Below are 17,195 nucleotides of genomic sequence, written 5' to 3'. Positions count from 1 at the left end.
GGGTTGGAGGCTCTCAAATAAACAATCAATACTACAGCAAGACGGAGGAGCAATGATAAACAATAAGTTAATCAATCGTCTTCTGAAACTCCTGTGGCGGATAGGCGAAAGCTGGCCGTGGTTGGGCAGGAAATTAAACGAATTTGCAATCAATCGGGTAGTAAATGTTTGCCGCCACCGGCCGCATCCCTGGAGCACCGTTCACCCCTATACCTCTTGGACTTCACTTACAGATCAGCACTGGAGCGCGCGCCATTTGCCGGCGAAAAAGCAGCCGGCACAACTTCCGTCTTCCAGCGAACTGCTCGGGCTTTTCAGGCAACAGGACGGAAAGCAGCGATTATCCGATAAATCAACCCTGCTCTTTCCCGCGGTTGCCCAATATCTGACCGACGGTTTTATCCGCACGCGCATGCCTCAGGCAGGAGAACCCGAGACAGTTCGACTGCAAAATACATCCAATCACCAGATCGACATGTGTCCGCTTTACGGAAGGCTGACGGAGCAGACTGCCGCCCTTCGTCTCAAAAGCGAAACGAAGGGGGAACGGGGGCGATTGAAGTCGCAGTTTATCGGCGGGGAGGAATTCTCGCCTTTCCTTTTCGATAATGGGAAACTGAAGCAGGAATTCGCCGTGCTCGACGAGCCCCTTGGATTGGAGAGGGCGTTGGATAGAGTGCCCGAGCGCCGGGAAGAGTTGCAGGTACATATTTTTGCCTTTGGAGGGGATCGAACAAATGCCGTTCCCCAGGTGGCGATGTTGAATACCTTGTTTCTGCGGGAGCACAACCGGCTTGCAGGCGAAATAGAACGGATGCATCCCCAGTGGGATGATGAGCGCGTTTTCCAGACCGCCCGGAATAACGTCATCGTGATATTCATCAAGATTATCGTGGAGGAGTACATCAGCCATATCTCTCCATTGGTGCCCTATCGGGCTGACCCTTCAGTGGCCTGGAATGCACCGTGGAACAAACCGAACTGGATCACGACCGAATTCAGTTTGCTGTATCGCTGGCATTCACTCGTTCCAGATGCCATCACCTGGAACGGACACTTGTATCTCCTGGGAGAAACCTCCATGAATAACAAGCTGCTGCTGGAGGGAGGGTTGCGACGCGCCTTTGCCGACATGAGCAGTCAGCGTGCCGGTCGTCTCGGCCCCTTCAACACGGCGGAGTTCTTATGGGAAATCGAAACGCGGGCAATAGAGCAGGGCCGTCTGGCAGAACTGGCACCCTACACTGATTACCGCCATTATGTTTCCCTGGAGCGTCCGCAGGATTTCGCAGATATCTCCACGGATCCGCGGGTGGTCGATTTTCTGAGAAAGACGTACCGGCGCGTAGAGGACATCGATTTTTACGTCGGTCTGTTTGCAGAGGATCTGGTGGAAGATTCCCCCCTGCCGTCACTCATGCTCAGGATGGTGGCAGTGGATGCTTTTTCCCAGGCTTTGACCAATCCCTTGCTGTCACAGTATGTTTATAACGAAGAAACCTTTTCCGCTCCGGGCTGGGCGGCAATTCAGAGCACGGGAACATTTCGGGATGTTCTGGGCAGGAACACGCCCTCCGATCAGCGTGGTGATTTATACGTCGGCTTGACCTTGCCTGACTGGATGCCTTCTTCCTGATTCGAAACATGAAAATGAGGTTGCCCAATGGGTTACTCATCGGTCGCTCATTACCCGCCGTAGGTCAAGGGCAGATCCATGAATATCGCTTGCTGGTTGTGTTGTAATGGTGTTCTCTATTATCTTCGGGAAGTCCCCTTGTGGACGTCCAGCGATATGTTCAGGAATAACATAAGCACCAAAACAGGTTCCCCCCTCTCAAACGAAACGCGAGCTTACGTACCATCCTTTATTCAAGGGCTGGTGGTCGAGATGAGAATAAGTTGCTTGATAAATTCGATAATGCGGCCGTCATCGATGTGGGTATGATTCGTAATCAGGTTTTTATCGACTCTCATAACGAGGTAGGGATTGCGTGGGGCGGATATATTGCTCCTTTCCAGTGTAAGGCCCGCAATAGGAATCTTGCTGCCAGGTTTGTCGTCTTCCCACGCGGATTTTGCTGCCAAGGCGGAACTGACACTCTCACTACTGCTCGATTGACCTGCAACTCCCTTTGGCAGATTATGGGACGGATAGAGCCTGTGAGTCTCATACGGCTGGAAAAGGCCAACAGCGGTTACATTTGCCTCGCCCTCGTCGATGATTTCTTCCTGCTGGGTTACAGCATTCGTTCGCCTGATGTCGCGATCTTTCTCAAAAAAGGTAGACAGATGGCGGCCAATGGGAAACGAGTTGCCAAGGGCCTTATCGGCCTCGGATGTCAGTATGGCCATAACAGGCAATTGGGACTTGAAGTAAGTACCACGCTCCGTGGACATATCACTGAGCGATGCGAATTGTAAGGCTTCGAAGGCGGGATTTATCAGCACAACCAGATTCCCAAACCCCTCCACGTCGCTCTGCACGCCCACCGGCCCCATTGTGCGAACGAACCGATTTTCGAGGATTTGAACCAATGAGGCATGTACGATAGCGCCGCCGAAGCTGTGCCCCACAATCACCAGGCGAGTATTGCTGTTACCCTGCGAGATATTTTCCTTAACGCGCTTGAGTAGTTCGAGGCGGCTCAATACCTCCGTAACGCCGCCCCGGCTGACTTTCTGGGCGGTATTTTTCCGGTCCCAGAAGGTCAGGTCCTCAACCACGGGCATGGTAATGGACTCACCGCGCCAGCCTAGATAAATACCGGCTACCTGTCGTGCCGGGCGCCCGGTTTTTTTGCTGATAAGAAGTTCGTTCTCACTCAACCCGGCAAGAACGTTACGAAAAGTCTGGATATTTTTGTCGGTATGCTCCGCATTATGTTTCCAGCCATGAACGAATACCGTTATTAACAAATCTTTGCTGGCGGCTTCAGCCGAAAGCTTATCGATAACGGACCACATTTGCTTACGATCCCAAAGCTGGCCTTGGTCATCGAATTCAATAAAATTTAAGAGATACCGGGCTCCATCTGCGGCGGGAAATTCCAGGAGCGCGTGGTTTTCGCACTCCCGAGACAATTCCGGGGTCGGGTTAACGCATAAATCATACTCCGTCCGATACTGTACAAACGGCGCACACCCGCCAAGTACCATTAGGAGAATGAGAACAGTGACATGCAATTCGACGGAGTGGAATTTCATCGTATTTACCTAATCCGAAGAGGTGTTCTTGCAACCTATAACAGGGAATGACCGCATGTTCCTGAAACGCTTTTCGTATCGGGTGGAAATCTGCATATTCCACTCCAAGCCGGGAGGCGCATTCATAATGAAGGTTAGTAGTGTTAGCAGTATATGTCTATGTTGATTTGGCAAAGTGTATTTTCGGATTTATTACGTTAGATCGGGCGTGCGTGTGAACACGTCCACTTCTCAGCGCGTATCAGGGATACCGAGTAAACTGGAGTAAGTGACCGAGCTCATGACATCAGTTTGTTGAACTTCTGATGGCAATGAGGGCGGAAAATGGCATTAGCAAACGTATTCCGAACACCACCGTGCTAGAGCTTATAGTCCAAATGGGGTGTTGTCATGAAGCCTGCTGAAAACGCCGGACATCGGCTGGAACGACGTCAATTTATCGTCTCTACACTTTCGGCGGGACTCGCCATGGCGATAGCTCCGCTTTACGCCCAAGCCCTGCGGAATGGTCTCCAGATTTCTGTAAAGAACGATGATCAGACCGCTCCTGGTCTTCGATCGCTAGGCGGCCATACTTCAATCAAATTATTTCTCTGTGGCGATGTCATGACGGGCAGAGGTATAGACCAGATCTTGCCTCACCCGGGCAACCCCATCCTTTTTGAGGGGTACATGAAGAGTGCAACAGGCTATGTTGGGCTTGCCGAAGAGGCAAACGGGCCGATTCCGCACCCAGTCCCCTTTTCCTATATCTGGGGAGATGCGCTTGCCGAACTGGAGCTTAGAAAACCCGATGTTCGCGTCATTAACCTCGAAACCGCAGTTACCCGCAGTGACGACGCGCAGGACAAGGCAGTCAACTATCGCATGAACCCGGACAATATCTCCTGTATCACTGCCGCGAAGATCGATTGCTGCGTGCTGGCGAACAACCATGTCCTGGACTGGGGGTATGAAGGTCTCGCCGAGACCCTGAAAACGCTCAAACGAGCCGATATAAAAATAGCTGGCGCCGGCCTAAACGTTCAAGAGGCGCAGCAACCCGCGGAGATGACAGTTCCCGGAAAGGGACGTGTACTGGTTTTCTCGCTTGGATCGGAAACAAGCGGCATACCCTGGAGCTGGGCAGCTCGGGCAGACCGTCCAGGCGTGACTCTGTTGCCTGATTTTTCAGTAAAGACAGTTCGGGAAATTCGCGACAGAATAAAACAGATCCGCCGGCCAGGTGACATTGTGGTTGCTTCCATTCATTGGGGGAATAACTGGGGTTATGCAATTCCGGTCGAGCAACAGGATTTTGCGCATGCCCTGATCGATGAAGGAGGTGTTGATGTCATCCACGGCCATTCATCGCATCACGTGAAGGGCATCGAGGTTTACAAGGGAAAGCTCATTCTTTATGGATGCGGCGACTTCCTGAATGATTATGAAGGCATCTCAGGGCACGAGGCTTATCGGGGGGACCTGACGTTGATGTATTTCGTGAGGGCGGAACCGCAAACCGGCAAAATGGTGAGCCTGTCGATGGTGCCCATGCAGGTCAGGCATTTCAGATTGAACCGGACATCTGATGACGACGCTTCCTGGCTGAAGAATATCCTGAACAGGGAGGGGAAGAAGCTGGGGACATCGGTGGAACTGGCAGCGGATAATACCTTGATGCTTCGATGGACGTTCCAAGGATAGTGCGTGTCAAAGATGATCTATAAAAGCAGCTCGCTGCTGCGGGGCTAAACACCTGGAAAAAGTGGGCGGGAAACTTTGGAGAGGCCGTGCAGGTATTGAGCCAGGAATCGGAACGCTATTCAAGCCGAGCCCACCTGCAAACAGGGAGAAGAAATTGGCCAAATTGGCTGACGTAGAGCACTGCGGATGGCGGCTTCGAGTGCCATTTTAGTGTAATCGCAGCAAGCAGGGCGGCAAAATTCCCTGCCTAATGCAATACACGATACTAAAATTTCCAATAAGAGATATCAATCTATCCGGCAGCTCAGCAAACCATTGTGGAGGTGCACATGAACACACATCCTGATTCAACGGCGCAGACAGACCCTCGCCGGTCTTATTTGACCTTCCAGGATATTCTGGAAACGGTGAGCCATGAACCGGGGCAAGGCCACCTGCTTGAGCAAATCGAAAAAATTGTGAGGGTTCAGCAGCGGGAACGCTTATATGTCATTCTGTCGCAAATCTCGGAAGACCAACTCCTGCCTGTACAGGTCTTGCTCGAGCGCGACTTCCCGCAGAGGGGAAAATGCAATTCGGCCTATAACCGCTTTCGTATTCCATCCTGGAAAAGATACGACGACATCTATTGGCAATCGCTAATCGACTATACGATTCTCGCGCTTCGCACATTCAAGGAAATCGACTTCTGCGCGAGTCGCGGGAAGCTCGTGCTGCAATATTTTGATATTCCCGGTGGGACGCTCCGAGTTCAGGATGTCATCCGAAGACTGGTCTGGTTGATCGATAACGGCCATTTGTCCGTCGACTTTACGCGATCCCGTTGGATGGAAAGCTGGCGTCACACTGTGGCAAGCATGAGCCGCGAGGAAATATTCACGGCTGCCAGCATCGTCGAGGTCGTCCCTAAATTGTTGCTAAGTGGAGAATAGTATTGAATAAGCCAGAAAATGAGGTGACAGCAATGCCCCTTCCTCGGGATGCGCCACCTGCCCGTTATCTGGACGATATGAAAGTAGGGCTGCGCTTCGCTGGAGATCCGCGTGTCGTGCAGGAACAAGAAATTATTGCTTTTGCCAGACAATTCGATCCCCAACCCTTCCATATTGATGCCGCCTTGGCAAGTCAAACTTTGTTTGGCGGACTGATCGCCAGCGGCTGGCACACGGCGGCCATGACGATGCGATTGCTGCTTGAAGCCTTCCCTATAGGGGATGGCACGATCGGACTTGGCGGCGAAGCGGCGTGGCCCAATCCGGTGCGCGCCAATGATGCCATTCACATCGAAGGTGAAGTCAGCGCCGTCAAACCTTCCCGGTCGCATGATGATCGCGGCATTGTCACGGTTCGCACTGAAACCAAAAACCAGAATGGTGACGTCGTACAAACCTTGACAGCCAATCTTCTTGTTTTTCGCCGCAAAAGTAAATCCGCATAAAGTTAGCCGTGACCCGTTCAGTTATGTCCGGCTCAATTGCCATACTTGATTTGATTACATTCAGAGATTAAGTATGAATTTAACGACTTCGGTAGACAGTTTTGATAAGTTGAACTGTTTTCCAGGAGTCGTTAAACGGCATGCACCGCATCAATAAGGCCTTTTATTGCTTGTTGAAGCCCCCAACATGTTCTCACTCGTCATGCGCGGTGACGGCTGTCTCCCATGAGCTAGTTCCCATGCCCTTAAAAATATCGTAATAAACCTGCAGTATGATGTGCGAACCAAATCCGCACAGGAGTGAACAGGTGTTTAAATACGCTGTGTATATAAGGACTAAAGAGGGTTATATCGAGCGCATGAATAACATTATTTCTAATCTAGCCTGCGATCCGAAAGAAACTTATGGTTCTTTAGCCCCCTATGTGTACGAAGAAGAGCTCGTGGGTTTTCCCGAATCGGTAGTGCACTGGGAAAAAAGTACGGGGCCCAGCGTAGGCCTAGCCCTCATTAACCCTTCTTCTCCCTCTGCTGATCGCAATTCCCCGCCTGATCGGGGGGTTAGAGCCTAAGGTGCCCCCAACTGGTTTCCCCCAGGCGAGGTCGTCAAGCCTGATTACATGGATGTTCGGTACGATACCGACCTGCGCCGATTCCCGGATAATTTCAAGTAGCAGCTAAGCAGGAATCAGTAATTCCCTGAAAGTGCAGGCCTCCAGAGAAGAGGGATCCGCACTATATCAGACTAGATTCAATCGGGATCAACAAAACCGCCTTGACCTAACCGACCGCCTTCAGGCGGCTGACCACCTTTATAATTCTCGGTCTTCATCAGCTCTTGCTTTGATTTCTTCTTTTCCTTTTTTTTTGCTTCGTTTGTTGCATCACTCTTATTCGAAAGCTTTTCTTCGGTTACTACCGGTTTTCGCGTATTTTCACCGTTAATATTTTGCGACTGAGCATATACCATACTTATGGAGCCTAGAAGCAGGGTGTTGATAAAAACAATTGCTTGAAGCTTTTTACTTCCAGAGGAAAAAAGATGGTTCATGGCGGCTCCTTTATTTAATTCACTTCTCATTCGGATGCATTTCTACTATGGATTACGAATTTGCGATGAAGCGACCGACTTGAGTTTGCCGGGTGAGCCCACTTCGCCCCCTTCATGATTAATGCATTAAGGACTAATCCAGTGTGATTTATTCAAAGGATCTCCTGGCCGATCAAGGTTGACCGGCTCCCGGTAGATTGAGGAACTCGCGCCGCGTCTTGGGTCCGTAGGTGAGGAAATGCGGCTGCGGGTGTTCGAGGTAAGCAAGCCGTTCGTGCGCAATGCGGTCGCGCCCGGTATATTTTTTTACTTCCTCCGGGCTGATCGAATAAACCCTGGCAGCATTGAGACCAAAAACCTTCGCCCGTAGCTGTGGAGTAATTTCCGGGTAGTCGTACCTTGCGCGTAATTCAGAGGCGATCTGAAAGGCGCGAAACGCCTGGATCTGGTCTTGCGGCGAGCCATACCAGATAGAATCCGTTCCCCACAGGACGTTGTCCTCCCCGCAGTACTTCAGTAGCTTCCCCAACACATGCGCTGCGGCTTCAGGGTCGCGCATCAGGTATCGCCAAGTACTGCCGAGTTCGGCGTAAACATTACTGTTGGGAGGAACATCATTGTCGATAAGTGAGCGGATCAAGGTATCGACGCCGTCGTCTGCGCCCCGGCCCTGGAAGGGGCCTTCGGGGACACTTGTTACGAAGCCCGAGTGGTAGACCAGAAATGCAACGTCAGGGAATCTTTTGGCTGCCACGCCGATGTCGGTGCATTTACTGTGCTCGTAGGATTGCTTGCCGAAGGGCAGACCCTTGTGCACGCAGATTACTTTCACGCCGAGACTGCGCGCCTTTTCGATAAAGCGCATTCCGGTTTCATCCGACAGAAAGTAGCCTTTTCCTTCGGGCCCGAACTGCGTGTAAGTCTTCCAGGCGGATACGCCCCAGCGGTCCCTCAACTCATCCATCCGCTCCAGGTCACCTTGCTGATTGGGATTGACGCGCCCGTGCAGCAGCAGGCGGTGTGTTCCTTCCATCCTGTCGACGATCCTGCGCACTGCATCCGCCTCCTGAATGGTAAGCGGCTCCGCATCGGGCCGCGATGGTACGAAAGAGAGCACCATCATGTCCGTATCCGAATCAAGGAACACGTCCTTGATGAACTCATCCGGTCCGAGGCACTGTAAATAGCTATGTGAACCTGGCTCCAACCCAAGGGCGCATCCGGTCTTGGGCATTTGGCTCAAAGGTTTTGCACCTGGAACAAGCTTTTGCAGCCACGCACCTTTCGGGTTCACAAAGTGGCCTTGCACGTCAAAAATAAATTCGCCTTTATCACCAATCTCCGCTTGGGCCAGTGCGGGTTCGAGCGCAGCTTCCTTTGCCAGATCGAAAAATCCGCCTGTCCTGCCTCCGGCCGCATTTGCGGCATTGAATGCAAGAAGGGTGGAAGCGGCACCGCAAGCGGAAATGAGAAAATGCCGCCGCGAAACTCCTGTGCGTTTTGCGTTTGTATCAGCCGCTTCGTGGGCGAGACGATTCGCGGCAAGATTTGCAGGCGATAACGGGACCGGCGCGAATTCTCCGTTGGATGTCGTGTCGAGCTTGATCGGCAGGCGATTACCGTCGGGATCGATGACCTGAACTGGGTTCATGGGGGATGGATTCATGTGGACAGTTTCCCAAAAAGGAAAGTAAACACGAAGGTACCAGGAATTCTTAAGTTGAGTCAGTCTGGCTCAACTTCAGGGTAGTACGCCAGATCGGATTTGGCAAAGATATCTCGCCTCCCTTTCCGTGGCTGTGATCTGTAGTGTCTTGATCGGGAGATATTGTTCCTTCTTCGGGCCTTGATTTTCCCTTTGTTTCAGGTATGGCGCTATCGAGCTGATCGGGTCAATCCAGCCAGTTGATCCCTCAATGTATCTTTCCGGCAATTTTCAATTGGATTCGGCAAGAACCCGCCTATGGGGTGGGTAAAACAAGTCTGCACCGTAGGTATACGGAATTGACTCGGATGACGAGCCACGGCGTGGAGATGCTCAAGCGTCCTCGCAGCGATGAAGTTATTTCCGGGTAGATTGAGCAGATGAAGTGAAGCGTAATCCGGGAGTCAGTGGAGCTGGGTCAACTCTGGGAGAGAAGCCGACGGAGAGAAGCCGACAAAAAAAGCGGCAATGCCGCTTTTTTTGCCTTTCCTGAATAAAGTCCCCGCAAATGCCGTCAGGCCGTTTATCTTGAACCTTAAGGTTCAAGGTGGTCACTCGCCGGATGCATCAGGCACTTCCGCATGGGACGCGCACAACAGCATCACTTTGGTTCGCAACCGTTTCTCAAAAAGTTGGTTCAAAGAATATAGACCTTGACAAACACCGCAGGGAACAACTCTTATCACTTCCGCGGATATTCAGCGTAACCCGCAAATGCGACATCTGTTCGGTTGCTTCAAAGGTTGATTTCCGGTTTAAAACAGTTTGTCCTGCTCCGGCATGGCAGCATCCAGCATTGCCTGCATGTGGTCGATTCTACGCCTAAATTCTTCCGTGTCAAAGCCTTCCTTGCTTCTCGCCTTGAGCAACTCATGGGTGATATTCAGGGCTGCCATGACAGTGATACGTTCAGAGCCGAGTACTTTGCCGCTGTCCCTGATTTCGCGCATCTTCTTGTTGAGATAGGCTACCGCTTGCAGCAACCCCTCGCGATCTTCATCCGAGCAGCTCACCCTGAACTCGCGCCCCATGATAGTGACATCCAGGGGCTTGCCTGTGCCTGTACTCATTCTTTGCCCTCAGGAATGCGCGACAAAAGAACTTCGAGCTGTGAGGCAGCCGCACCTATTTTTTCCACCAATAGCCGGTTGTGGCTCGTAGTAACTGCCAGTTGCTGACGCAACTGAATATTCTCTGTGCGCAGTTGCTGACACAAGCGTACGAATTGGGTGATTTTTTCTTCTAGAGTATCCAGTTCGGGTTCCATCAAAGCACTATAGTTTGGAAATCCTCAGTCAGTCAACTGCTAACATGGTCTTTCGAATGTGGCTCCAGGAAAGGTGTGGAATATATGAGACAGCTCATCTTCCGGCAAGAGTTTTCAATCATTTCGCATGATTTATTCCACGGTTCTGGTAGAATGCCGCCTCGTTTGAGGTGCCTGACCGCTTCCGCGCTCAGGTTAAACGGGAACCAGGTCAGAGATCGATGAAGATCTCCGGATGCCTGGGCTGCCCCCGCAACGGTAAGCAGGCGTGGACGTATCAGGGAAACTTCCCAAGGTTTCCTAATGCCACTGTGAATTCTTCAGTTCATGGGAAGGCGATACGTCAAATCCTGCGAGCCCGGATACCGGCCTCGGATGCATACGGACATATCGCGTGGGGCGGTATCCCGATCGATATTTCTTTCGTTCGAAGCTCCCACGATATTTTCCTGTTTCCTTGTTCTCACGGCGGGGATGCATATTCCCCGGGCAATTATCATGGGCTTGTTTCGCAGGTATATCTTGCCATGGATGTTTATTTCCGTTCCTTCAGGGGCGCTTGCCGTATCCAGCGATCCGGCGGAGCGATTGCTCCCTGACGTCGTTGTCACAGCAACCCGCTTCAGCGAACCCATCGACAAACTACCCGCCGGAGTCTCCATCGTCAATGCGGAACAGATCAGAAACAGCGCCGCTACGACTTTGCCGGAGTTGCTGCAACAACTGTCTGGCATACACACGAGAAATGTCGATGGCAGTCCCGATCCACAGATCGATATGCGCGGATTTGGTATCACCGGCAACCAGAACACTCTGGTTTTGCTGGATGGTCAACGCATGAACGAAAATGAACTGACCGGTATCCGCTGGTCGACGATTCCTCTCGATACTATCGAGCGCATCGAAGTATTGCACGGCAGCGGTAGCGTAGTTTATGGAGCAGGCGCTACCGGGGGTGTCATCAATATCGTTACACGCGCTGCCAAGCCCGGTCGCATATCGGGTACGGGGGGAGTTTCCTTCGGCAGCTACAGTGGCACGGAATTCAACGGAACGTTCAACGCGGCAGGAAACAACGTTGGGCTGGCGCTCACGGCCAATGCGTTGCGAACGGATAACTACCGCGTGAATAACGCGCTGCGTCAATCGAATCTGCAGGGCGATTTGCGTTACAGGTTCAACAGCGGCAGGGTGTTACTGAAGTTCGGACTGGATGATCAGAAACTGGAATTGCCTGCCAATCGCACTGAAGCACAGTTGCAAACCGACCGGAAAGGCACCTCGACTCCGCGCGATTTCAGCACTCGCCAAGGTGCATACGTCACGCTGAGAGGAGAGAAAGAGACGGGATTCGGTGATCTTGCCGCGGACCTTTCATTTCGGGACAACCACCGCACCGCATTATTCGACGATTACAATCTGGACGGCTTCAACGCCAAAACATTCGTCAATTCCCGCTCAGACCAGTGGCTGTTCAACCCGAGGATGAAGCTGCCCTTCACGGCTTTCGGCATGGAGCACGAACTGGTACTGGGTGCGAATTTCGAATGGTGGGATTATCGATCGAGACGGTTTACCGGACCGGAAACAGTACCAGGTTCGGCATCCGCCGATATCCCGCGAACGGATGTAGCGGCGACCCAGCTAAACCGTGCGATTTATTTTCAACAAGCCTCCACTTTACCTAAAGGTACCGTTGTCAGCCTTGGGGGGCGACTGCAATGGGTAGACAACCGGGCGAACGACCATTTCAATCCCGCTGCTTACGCTAGCGGCCGGCAGAGCCGTACGGTTTATGCCTATGATGCAGGTCTTCGCCAGCCTCTGGGGGAAGCTTTTTCGGTCTATGGCAGATTTGGGCGCAGTTTCCGGATAGCTACAGTAGACGAAAACTACAACCAGTTTGGCGGTCCAATGTTCGATTCCATAGTGAAGATTCTCGAACCGCAAACTGCCCATACCGGAGAGCTGGGACTGGATTACAAGCAGAAGTCCCTGCGTGCGCGCGCTTCGCTCTACCGAACCAACCTCAACAATGAAATCAGCTTCATAAACGTAGACCCATTCCTGTTCTTTGCCAACGTCAATCTGCCGCCCACGCGGCGGCAAGGTTTTGAGCTGGAAGGCTCATGGACGGTAACGGGCGCAATCGATATATTCGGCAGCTATACGTTTATCGATGCACGCTTTCGGAAGGGAGACTTTGGCGGTGTGGATGTATCCGGGAATCTCGTTCCGCTGGTGCCGCGTCACAAGGCTTCGGCTGGGGGTACGTACCGGTTGGGCTCCAACACCCGTGCGGCAGTAGTCATGAATTATGTAGGTGAACAGGTTTTCGATAATGATCAAGCCAACACCGCCACGCGTCGTATGCCCGATTATGTCACTGTAGATCTCAAGGTAACTCATCAGATGAGGAAACTGCTGTTGAGCATGGCCGTGAACAACCTGTTTGATGAAAAGTATTTTTCCTATGCCATTCGCAATTCGGCGGGCACGAGCTTCAGCGCGCTGCCTGCCCGGGAACGCAACGTCTGGCTGACGGTAAAGTATCAATTCGACTGAGGCCCCTTGAGTATCTGAGCAGGCCCGCTCCGGTTGCCCCAGATCCGCGGCCCACGCTCCCTCGCCATTTGGCTGCCTTTCCTGCGCCTTCTGGCATCGTTCCCATGTAAATTGTCGGCCTATACCTTCCTCGCGCGCGTTATGATCATTCCGATTTCGCCGAGCAATGGGCCATGCGAGGGTTTTACAAAGGTTGCCTGAACTCTCGTTGCTTTCCACACTTTATCCGCCGCCAAGGCGAGTGCCATAATACGGCTTTTGCCGAACCTGCCGCATCTGCTCCCGCGATTCGGCCTGTACGTCTCATGCAAAATATACAAAATACCGGCCCTCGCCAATTATGCCTGCGCCTGATGAGATACGTTGCGCCGTACTGGGACGCGCTCATCCTTTCAACAGCTTGCATGATTGCGACAGCGGCAACCGTTCCCATGCTGGCGGCGTTGATGCAGCCGACCATGGAGGAGGTTATCGCGAACAGGAACCCCGAGTTGCTGCAACTCGTGCTTTTGGGAATCATCAGCTTGTTTGCGGTGCGCGCGATAGCCGGGCACCTCGCGACTTACGTACTCCATTGGGCGGGCAGCAAACTGGTGGTAGATTTACTCTGCGAGATATTCGACAAGCTGCTTGTATTGCCGCATTCGTATTACGAATCCTGTCCCGGCAGCAATCACATTTCGGTCGATCATGTCTCCAGGATAACATCCGATGCTCCGGAAGTGGCGCGTGCTTTTGTCAACGTGGTGACGGTGATGATCAAGGACACATTCACTGTCATTGGCCTGCTTGCATGGATGTTTTATCTCAATTGGACGCTTGCCCTGCTGATTTTATTGATGTCATCCGTGATTCTGCTGGTCACGCAACTGCTCGGAGAACGGCTCCGGGAGATGGGACGGGAAAGCGGGCGAGCGATAGAGGGTCTCACCCGGATTCTGAAGGGCTCGGCACTGAACTTCATGGTGGTCAAGCTCTATGGCGGTGAGCAGTATGAGAACCGGCGCATGAGAGAGCAGGCGGAGGAGACACGCCGATTTTTCATGAAACGGGTTGCTGTTGCCTCTCTTTATGTTCCTTTGATACAAACCATTGGCGCCGCCGCCATAGTGCTCACCCTTTATTTCGCCGCAAATGAAGCAGTCGCCGGTGAAATTACGGCAGGAAGCTTTGCTTCTCTTATCACGGCCATTCTGCTGCTGATTGCTCCCGCGAGGCGAATAGCTGAAGTGGGGGAAACGCTCCAGCGCGGACTGCTCGCGGCTGGAAGCTTGTTCTCATTACTTGACGGAGAGGTGGAATCGGAGACAGGAACCGTCGTTATTCAGCGAGTGCGTGGGGAGCTGCAATTCGAGGAGGTCGGTTACGGCGAGCGTGGAGAGCGGAATCCAGACACCTCGTTAAAGATTCATTCCCTGGCTTCCCTGGCGAATTCCGATCCGGCAGCAGCACGGAGACGTGGACTCAATATCGGATTGCATGACGTTACCTTGATCGTTCAGCCGGGCGAGACAGTGGCGGTGGTCGGCTGCGCGGAAACCATGGATGTACTTACATGTATGGTGCCGCGTTTCCTCAATCCCACATCCGGGAGAATCCTGCTGGATGGGCATGATCTCAGGAGCATCACGCTGGCGAGCTTGCGGGCCAACATTGCATTGGTTTCTCCGCACACGGCGCTGTTCAATGACTCTGTCGCGGCGAATATTGCATATGGTGCAATGGGACGCGCCACTGAAGCACGGATTACGTGGGCAGCCCGCGCCGCTCACGCATCCGAGTTCATCCGGAAGCTGCCGGATGGATTGCAGACCGTGGTCGGGGAGGGCGGCGTAGAACTCCCCATCAGCCAGCGGCTGCGCATCGCCGTTGCGCGGGCGCTTCTGAAAAATGCACCCCTATTGATCCTGAACGAGAAACTTGGAATGATCGAGCCGGAGTCAGTGTCTCTTGTGCAGGCAGCGTTGGATACCGCGATGCAAGGCCGTACCACGTTCGTTATTGCAGATCGTTTATCCACTCTGGAGAAAGCAGATCAGGTTGTCATGGTGGACAAGGAGCGCATTGTGGAAAGGGGCTCGCATCGGGAGCTGATGGCAAGAGATGGGGCTTATACCCGGTTGATCCGCAGATTATTCGGTTCAAAAGCCGCGGTAGCAGCCCGGTAACTGCAGCAGATCATGGACGCTCTATCTGCATGTGGCTTGGGCCTGCAAGTCAATACCACCCGAAACATTACTGTCGGTATTGGTCAGCTCACAGATGCCCTGATGGGAAAGCGCGAGTTCATGTCATTTCCGTTCAATCAGGCCGCGAGCACGGATACATCGAAGACGAGTTTCTGTCGGGCGGTACGGCAGATTGCATGAGGAAACTTTCATTGAGCTTGCGGGGGGTTGCCAGTTGAAGTGAGCTTTATTCTGACTGAGGAAGAAGGCCAATGTTTCCTGCCAGTCTTGAAGGAAGAAAAGCTGGAACTGTTTAATTTCGAGTTTCCAGTGGAGCACAGGTTTATCCAGATAACCGCGGCGCTTTTGCAAGGAATCGATTTGCGAGTCACTCTGGCTCTTCGGTGGCGCTTGTTATTGCTCTGGCTGTTCATGCTGGTGGTAAGCGGTGCGCTTGCCTACATCATTCGCGAGGTCTATCAGATCGGCAGCGAGGTGCAAGCCCAGAAATCGGTAGAACAGACCGCTCAAGCGTGTGCTGCTCTTCAAACCGAATATAGTCGCTCGGTCAAGCCGGGCGAGGATATTGTCGACAGGGAGCTGATGAACGCAGTTTTGAATGTGACTCTGGACGATCTACCGGGTGTGGAGGGCGGGTTTTGGCATGCCTCGAGCAGATTTGTCGCGTATGCCTTTCCCAGTCATGTCGGTACCGAGAAAAAAAAGATGTTCCGTTCACTGAGCGCAAACGGGTCGAAGCGCTTGCCGGCAGGAGCGTTGCTCGAGGTGTGTCCGTGGTCGATGTGCTGAGTGGAAGCCGTGAAATAGTGGTGCTGGCGGCTTGCCCCGTAAAATCGGAAAGGCATCTGGCGGCTTGGACAATGGCGCGTTCGCCGGTTGCCGCGGGCAAGGGCTACGACGAAGTAAACCGCGGGCTGGGCCTCTTGCTAAGTTCCTTATGGAGGGCTTTTGTTTTCGTGTTTATCAAGGATAGCGGATAGCGAAACAGCTAGTTCTACGCTTACTCCAGCCGGGTGTAGATACTCCTTTGCTCGTTTTGCAACTGGTTTTCCGATCGAAAGCTCCAACTAAGGATACGACATGAGCAGCGCTACTGGACTGCTATGAATACATGGAACAGGGATAGCCGCGTTTATTCCCGCACCTGATATCCGCGTGCTCATTAAATGTGTTTATATCGAAAATCACAGATTGATTCGTCCCGATCAGGAAGAGGAAGGGACAGATAGAGCATGAGAGCATGGATAAGAGAAACGAAAAGGCATGAAAAAAGAATCTGAATTGAATAACTCACTCTCCGTGCTGAAAGCAGCGATAGAGGCAACGGTTGACGGCCTTCTGGTGACGGATAAGCGGGGGAAGGTGCTTTGCTACAACCAGCTTTACGTGAATATGTGGCCCATTCCAAGTGAACTCCTGGCTCATGCAAGCCATCAGGCAATTCTCGGCTATTGTGCCGGGCAATTAAGAGATCCCGAGCAATTCCTGCGCTCAATCGAGGAAATTTATACGACGTTGGCACCAGAAAGCTTTGATGTCTTTGAATTTCGCAATGGGCGGGTATTTGAGCGATGTGCAAAAGTCAAAACTCTGGAAGGATCTGACACCGTGCTCGTTTGGAGTTTCAGGGATATTACTGAACGAAGGCAGGGGGAGAGCTACAAAGCGCAGTTAGCGGCAATCGTCGAGTCCTCGAACGATGCGATCATTGTCAAGGATCTCAACGGTATTATTACCGGTTGGAATGTCGCGGCAGAAGAGCTTTTTGGATATCGTTCCGGCGAAATAATAGGCTCTTCCATATTGACGCTGATTCCGCCCGACCGCCTGGAGGAAGAGGACAGAATCATGAGCCTCGTCAAGGGTGGGAAACGCACGGAGCATTTTGAAACCGTGCGATGGGGGAAGGGCAAGAAACCGATTGATGTCTCCGTCACGATATCGCCGGTGAAGGATAGCGCCGGCAACATCATTGGGGCATCAAAGATTGCTCGGGATATCACTCAGCGCAAGGAATCCCAAGAACGTATCGAGTATCTCGCCCATTACGATTTGCTGACCGGGCTGCCCAACCGCGCGCTGTTCACCGA

At 52.5% G+C, this 17,195-nt stretch carries 15 protein-coding genes, 1 other RNA gene and 1 riboswitch; of the genes, 10 read left to right on the top strand and 6 right to left on the bottom strand.

Translation table 11 applies throughout. The features are described from left to right. Positions 1-52: 52 nt before the first annotated feature. Complete coding sequence (locus tag BMY01_RS02350) at positions 53-1,636, top strand: peroxidase family protein (protein ID WP_074743990.1); 1,584 nt, start codon at positions 53-55, stop codon at positions 1,634-1,636. Positions 1,637-1,869: 233 nt separating this feature from the next. Here BMY01_RS02350 and BMY01_RS02345 read toward each other — a convergent pair whose 3' ends face one another. Next, entirely contained in the window at positions 1,870-3,204 is a 1,335-nt protein-coding gene (locus tag BMY01_RS02345) for an alpha/beta hydrolase (protein ID WP_074743989.1), read from the bottom strand. Positions 3,205-3,594: 390 nt separating this feature from the next. Between BMY01_RS02345 and BMY01_RS02340 the strand changes: the two genes are divergently transcribed. The 3 genes from BMY01_RS02340 (at position 3,595) to BMY01_RS02330 (ending at position 6,328) form a co-directional block, all read left to right on the top strand. Beyond that, positions 3,595-4,890 (top strand): CapA family protein, encoded by a 1,296-nt coding sequence (locus BMY01_RS02340; protein ID WP_254772572.1) that lies wholly within the window; start codon positions 3,595-3,597, stop codon positions 4,888-4,890. 329 nt (positions 4,891-5,219) lie between these two features. Then, positions 5,220-5,822 (top strand): hypothetical protein, encoded by a 603-nt coding sequence (locus BMY01_RS02335; RefSeq protein WP_074743988.1) that lies wholly within the window; start codon positions 5,220-5,222, stop codon positions 5,820-5,822. Between the two features lie 2 nt (positions 5,823-5,824). After that, positions 5,825-6,328 carry a MaoC family dehydratase gene (locus BMY01_RS02330; RefSeq protein WP_217638603.1) on the top strand — a complete coding sequence of 168 codons (504 nt, stop codon included), beginning with the start codon at positions 5,825-5,827 and terminating at the stop codon, positions 6,326-6,328. A gap of 751 nt (positions 6,329-7,079) precedes the next feature. Here BMY01_RS02330 and BMY01_RS02325 read toward each other — a convergent pair. The 5 genes from BMY01_RS02325 to BMY01_RS02305 all read right to left on the bottom strand — a co-directional run bounded on the left by BMY01_RS02325 (position 7,080) and on the right by BMY01_RS02305 (position 10,351). After that, positions 7,080-7,379: a hypothetical protein gene (locus tag BMY01_RS02325; RefSeq protein ID WP_074743987.1), complete on the bottom strand. Its 300-nt coding sequence runs from the start codon at positions 7,377-7,379 to the stop codon at positions 7,080-7,082. 172 nt (positions 7,380-7,551) lie between these two features. Then, the gene (locus BMY01_RS02320) at positions 7,552-9,045 is read right to left on the bottom strand and encodes an amidohydrolase family protein (protein WP_254772571.1); all 1,494 of its coding nucleotides are present in this window, start codon (positions 9,043-9,045) and stop codon (positions 7,552-7,554) included. A 534-nt stretch (positions 9,046-9,579) separates the two neighbouring features. Next, positions 9,580-9,759: non-coding RNA, 6S RNA (gene ssrS, locus BMY01_RS02315), on the bottom strand. Positions 9,760-9,839: 80 nt separating this feature from the next. Next, positions 9,840-10,154, bottom strand: a complete 315-nt coding sequence (locus tag BMY01_RS02310; protein ID WP_074743986.1) for a cell division protein ZapA — start codon at positions 10,152-10,154, stop codon at positions 9,840-9,842. After that, positions 10,151-10,351, bottom strand: a complete 201-nt coding sequence (locus tag BMY01_RS02305) for a hypothetical protein (RefSeq protein WP_074743985.1) — start codon at positions 10,349-10,351, stop codon at positions 10,151-10,153. The genes BMY01_RS02310 and BMY01_RS02305 overlap by 4 nt, the downstream gene beginning before the upstream one ends. 151 nt (positions 10,352-10,502) lie before the next feature. Then, positions 10,503-10,739, top strand: a riboswitch (cobalamin riboswitch). A gap of 143 nt (positions 10,740-10,882) precedes the next feature. Here BMY01_RS02305 and BMY01_RS02300 point away from each other — a divergent pair. The 6 genes from BMY01_RS02300 to BMY01_RS02275 all read left to right on the top strand — a co-directional run. Continuing rightward, positions 10,883-12,916 (top strand): TonB-dependent receptor, encoded by a 2,034-nt coding sequence (locus BMY01_RS02300; RefSeq protein WP_074744510.1) that lies wholly within the window; start codon positions 10,883-10,885, stop codon positions 12,914-12,916. Positions 12,917-13,221: 305 nt separating this feature from the next. Then, positions 13,222-15,084, top strand: coding sequence for an ABC transporter transmembrane domain-containing protein (locus BMY01_RS02295; protein WP_254772570.1), 1,863 nt, complete (start codon positions 13,222-13,224; stop codon positions 15,082-15,084). A gap of 12 nt (positions 15,085-15,096) precedes the next feature. After that, positions 15,097-15,285: a hypothetical protein gene (locus BMY01_RS02290; protein WP_074743984.1), complete on the top strand. Its 189-nt coding sequence runs from the start codon at positions 15,097-15,099 to the stop codon at positions 15,283-15,285. A gap of 39 nt (positions 15,286-15,324) precedes the next feature. Next, complete coding sequence (locus BMY01_RS02285; protein ID WP_074743983.1) at positions 15,325-15,894, top strand: hypothetical protein; 570 nt, start codon at positions 15,325-15,327, stop codon at positions 15,892-15,894. Further along, positions 15,873-16,085 carry a hypothetical protein gene (locus BMY01_RS02280; protein WP_139176666.1) on the top strand — a complete coding sequence of 71 codons (213 nt, stop codon included), beginning with the start codon at positions 15,873-15,875 and terminating at the stop codon, positions 16,083-16,085. Before BMY01_RS02285 ends, BMY01_RS02280 begins: the two co-directional genes overlap by 22 nt. Before the next feature lie 283 nt (positions 16,086-16,368). Beyond that, the coding region (locus tag BMY01_RS02275) for a PAS domain S-box protein (protein ID WP_139176664.1) at positions 16,369-17,195 on the top strand (827 nt) is incomplete at its 3' end.

The organism is Nitrosospira multiformis (assembly GCF_900110185.1).
Lineage (GTDB): Bacteria > Pseudomonadota > Gammaproteobacteria > Burkholderiales > Nitrosomonadaceae > Nitrosospira > Nitrosospira multiformis_A.
Note: the sequence above shows the minus strand (reverse complement) of the source record. Positions and strands in the feature narration are given on the sequence as shown.